Annotated in this window: 3 protein-coding genes and 2 rRNA genes; 4 read left to right on the forward strand and 1 reads right to left on the reverse strand. The window is 47.9% G+C overall.

Translation table 11 applies throughout. The features are described 5' to 3' along the window. The 4 genes from V4U84_RS26820 to clpP all read left to right on the forward strand — a co-directional run. Positions 1 to 124, forward strand: a 23S ribosomal RNA gene (locus V4U84_RS26820); the annotation flags it as partial. 113 nt (positions 125 to 237) lie between these two features. After that, positions 238 to 354, forward strand: a 5S ribosomal RNA gene (gene rrf / locus V4U84_RS26825). Positions 355 to 743: 389 nt separating this feature from the next. Then, positions 744 to 1,628 (forward strand): RNA polymerase sigma factor, encoded by an 885-nt coding sequence (locus V4U84_RS26830; protein WP_334075998.1) that lies wholly within the window; start codon positions 744 to 746, stop codon positions 1,626 to 1,628. 28 nt (positions 1,629 to 1,656) lie between these two features. Beyond that, the gene (gene clpP / locus V4U84_RS26835) at positions 1,657 to 2,247 is read left to right on the forward strand and encodes an ATP-dependent Clp endopeptidase proteolytic subunit ClpP (protein WP_334076002.1); all 591 of its coding nucleotides are present in this window, start codon (positions 1,657 to 1,659) and stop codon (positions 2,245 to 2,247) included. 311 nt (positions 2,248 to 2,558) lie between these two features. Here clpP and V4U84_RS26840 read toward each other — a convergent pair whose 3' ends face one another. Further along, positions 2,559 to 4,022, reverse strand: coding sequence for an IS1182 family transposase (locus tag V4U84_RS26840; protein WP_334077415.1), 1,464 nt, complete (start codon positions 4,020 to 4,022; stop codon positions 2,559 to 2,561). Between the last annotated feature and the right edge of the window lie 122 nt (positions 4,023 to 4,144).

Raw genomic sequence — 4,144 nt, forward strand, 5'->3', positions numbered from 1 at the left:
CCCCCTCAAGATGAGATTTCCCAATTAGTAAGACCCCTTGAAGACGACGAGGTTGATAGGCCTGGGGTGGAAGTGCAGCAATGCATGGAGCTGACAGGTACTAATCGGTCGAGGGCTTATCCAAAAATAACTCCAAAAAGTGGCGTCAGGCTGAGCAAGCCGATCTGAGCACTTGAGGAGACTAAAACGCAAATACGTTTCGTATCCAGTTTTCAGGTGATCAAACATCTGAACACGTTTGGTGGCGATGGCGGAGGGGTTCCACGCGTACCCATCCCGAACACGACCGTTAAGCCCTCCAGCGCCGATGGTACTTGGACCGAAGGGTCCTGGGAGAGTAGGACGTTGCCAAGCAACTAAGAAAGAGCACTACCGTATGAAGCGGTGGTGCTCTTTTTGTATGCTCTAATACAAATTGATGCAAATCTGCAGCAATTTCCGAACGTTTGAGCCCCGAAAAGCGAAAAGATGCAAATGTGCAGGAATTTACGGCTCTCTCCCCGGAATGGGGCCCCATTGGCGAAAAAACCTGCAGATTTGCAGGAATATCGCACAGAGGGGCCCTCTACTCCAATAATTCCTGCAGGTTTGCAGGTATTTTGCAAAAGATGGATCACATCTCTTCTTCAATCGGTTGATTTTAAAAAATGAATAGCGTACCGTATCTACAAGTAAGATTTTTTCGTTTATAACAATGAGATCGTAAATAGAGGATACAAAGAAGATCTTCAGGAGGTGCCAACATGCGGGAAGAGCAGCCGCTGGAAGGTGTGGTAAGTAGCCCTGACGCATATATAGATCGGATTACTCTGCATCACCAGGCTCTTCGGCAATATTGCCGTGCTTTGGCGGGTTCTCCTTGGGAAGGCGATGACCTGGTTCAGGATACCTGGCTCAAGGTGTGGTCCGCGCTGCAAAGGGGTGTCCAGGAGAATCGGATTACTCGAGCATACTTGTACCGGGTAGCCCGCAATGCGTGGATTGACCGGAACCGCAAAAAAACGCTCCCATTGGTAGAGCAGCCCCTGGAGGAGCTGCAACATCCGAACGCTGATCCAATGGAGGTATGGATGGCTATGGAGATACTGGTGCAGCAGTTGGCACCGGGGCAGCGGACGGCTTTTTTGCTGGTGGACGTATTGAAGTATACTGCAGCGGAAGCCGCGGAATTGACGAGATCCTCCGAAGGGGCAATCAAAGCCGCTCTTCACCGGGCAAGGGCCAAGCTGAAGAAGAGGGTCGAAGATAAAGTTGGCGATCAAAAGCCCGCGCAAGCTAAGTCGCTAACTCCATTGCCCTATAAGCAAGTAATGGGGGGAGCTACGGACAAGGGCAAGAATCCGAATACGCCCATAGCCAAACATTCCGACTCAATCCGCAAGCGCCAGTCCGAAATTGAAGCGGCGGACACATCAAAATCCGAAGCGGATGCGCTCAGGACCTACGCCTATGTGGAGGCGTTCCGTCAACAAAACACGGCTGCCATGGTGATGCTAATGAATGATGGAGTGCCGAAAGAAGCGGTTGTTTCCGTTTTGCACACAAAAGCTCGGACGCAGCAAAATGCTCACTGGACTGCCAATTTGGCGGCAAATCGGGAGCTATACTGTCGGGCCGCAGCGGCTTAATTTTATGGAGGTGTTCGGAGTGAGCAATATGATTATTCCTTATGTGATCGAACAAACCGGTCACGGTGAGCGTTCCTATGATATTTACTCCCGTTTGTTGAAGGACCGGATTGTGTTTTTGGGCTCGGCTATCGACGATCAGGTGGCGAACAGCATCACGGCCCAAATGCTGCTGCTCGCGGCGGAGGACCCGGAGAAGGACATTCATTTTTACATCAACAGTCCGGGGGGGTCCACATCCGCAGGTTTTGCGATTTACGACACGATGCAGTACATCAAACCTGATGTACAGACGATCTGCTCGGGATTTGCGGCTTCGTTTGCGGCGATTCTGCTGTTGTCCGGAACGAAGGGCAAACGGTTTGCCCTCCCGAACAGCGAGATCATGATCCACCAGCCGCACGGAGGGGCGCAAGGGCAGGCCAGCGATATCGAGATCAGCGCCCGGCGGATTCTCCGCATTCGCGAGCGGCTGAATGAAATTGCCGCCGAGCGTACGGGGCAACCGATCGAGCGGATTGCCCGGGATATGGACCGGGATTACTTTATGAGCGCGGAAGAGGCCAAGACCTACGGGATCATTGATAAAGTGATCACCAGCGCAAAAAGCGTCTCATAAGCACAAGAAAGAACGCCGTTGTTCAGAAATGAACAGCGGCGTTTTTTCTTGTGCGCCCGGGATGGGCGATAACTCGGCGGTGAAAGTCCGCTACAGGCTTGGCAGTAGGAACTGTTAGTTGAAGGCAAGGGTGTCCGCCGCGAGGCGGAATCTGAAGGAAGCCGGAGGCAAACCCTCGGTCTGATGAACAGAAATCACTACGCAATACGAGCGTCTACGTAAATTGCACTTATGCGGTTGAACCGCCGTATACCGAACGGTACGTCAGTCTGTCTAACAATTGATTGCTGAGCATTCTGCAAAATCTAAATTCATGCGATTTTACCCAAAGAAACGTTGCGCATCTTAGAAATCGAATGAGCTCGGTATCTGAAGTGACGTACGAGCTCATTCACTCCCTTTATTTTTATTATTCTCTTGAGATTGTAGGCAAGACAAATTAGGTTGGTCTCAGTGCCTACTGATGCCAGCCCTCGTGTTAAAAAGTGTGTATAGCCCCAGTGACGCTTTATTGTTCCGAAAGGGTGCTCAACGATTGCCCCTCTTTGCTTATAAATATGACTTTGACTGCGTGTATTTTCGGCAATCTGTTCGATCAGTTCTTCATCTTTAAGTCTGGTTACCGACCTTCCGCCTTTAGCAGACGTGCAGAGATCCTTTTGTCCACAGATATCAAAGGCTTCACATGTGTACCGCCTGTACTCTTTTCCATCTTGTTTTCCATTCCATTTGAAAGGTAATTCATAACCCAACGGGCAAATATATCTATTGTTTACGGCATCATATTCAAAGTTTTCTTTATCAAATCCGCTAGCTACTTTGTTTTGCTTTCCCTTCTGCGGCTTAATTAAGAGCTCGGTGCTTTCGTCGACAACGCCGATGATTTCAAGGTAGTTGTAGTAGCCTGTGTCGGCCAGAATTGTGCTTTTTTGATCACGGAAAACTTGCTTTATTTTCTTTGACATATTGGAAAGTTGCCCTTGATCATTGACATCATTAACCGTATCGCAGTCCACGATCAATTTATACTTGCTGTCCACTACAGTTTGAACATTGAAGCAGACTTCATGCTTCCCGTTGTTTTTCATTGATTTGGCATCCGAATCGGAAACACAAAGCTGTTTTTCACCTGTTTCCTTGAGTTCTTGTTTCATGACCTGTAGCTCGTGCATTCTCTCTTGATAGACTTCTAACTTTTCTGTGATTTCCTGCTTTTTGAGGCGATTGTCCTCTGTTAAAAAGTCGCGTAAATAGGCATCGATTTTTTCATCGATATGCTCCAGCTTCTTACTGATAATGTTGTCGTTAAAGTGTTTCTTTTTAGAGCAGTTCGCCTTTATTTTTGTGCCGTCAATCGCGACAAGCCGACCATCGATTAACCCGAAACCTTTTAACATTAAGGTGAATTCTTTAAACAGCTTTTTTATGGCCGTTTGGTTACTCTTCATGAAAGCAGATAAAGTGCCGTGATCCGGCTGGAGTTTACCAATTAGCCACATCAGTTCAATATTTCTTTTCGTCTCGGATTCCATCTTGCGAGAGGATCGGATACCGTTCATATAACAGTAAAGATAGAGCTTGAGAAGCTCTTCCCGGCGGTAAGGCTTTTGCCCCGCTTTGGAGCCCGAATAGATCTGAAATCCCAACTCTTCTAGGGTCAAGCTATCGACGTACGCATCGATAACTCTGACAGGATTTTCTTCTTCTACAAAATCGTCCAACGTATTTGGAAATAAATAAATTTGATGTCTATCTTCACCTTCGATAAATGGCATATACGCTCATCTCCTTAGATACAGAGATTCGACAAAGGTCATCCATTTCCATGCCCGAAAACGGAGAGTTCAATAATTGTTAGACAGACTGACGTACGGTGGTGTGAGAGGTCGGCTACTCA

Source organism: Paenibacillus sanfengchensis, from assembly GCF_036864765.1.
In the GTDB taxonomy this organism is placed as follows: Bacteria; Bacillota; Bacilli; order Paenibacillales; family Paenibacillaceae; genus Fontibacillus; species Fontibacillus sanfengchensis.

What these genes read in the sequence shown, in the direction of transcription:
- V4U84_RS26830 (WP_334075998.1), top strand. Translation starts at nt 744, where the DNA reads ATGCGGGAAGAGCAGCCGCTGGAAGGTGTGGTAAGTAGCCCTGACGCA.
- clpP (WP_334076002.1), top strand. Translation starts at nt 1,657, where the DNA reads ATGATTATTCCTTATGTGATCGAACAAACCGGTCACGGTGAGCGTTCC.
- V4U84_RS26840 (WP_334077415.1), bottom strand. Translation starts at nt 4,022, where the DNA reads ATGCCATTTATCGAAGGTGAAGATAGACATCAAATTTATTTATTTCCA.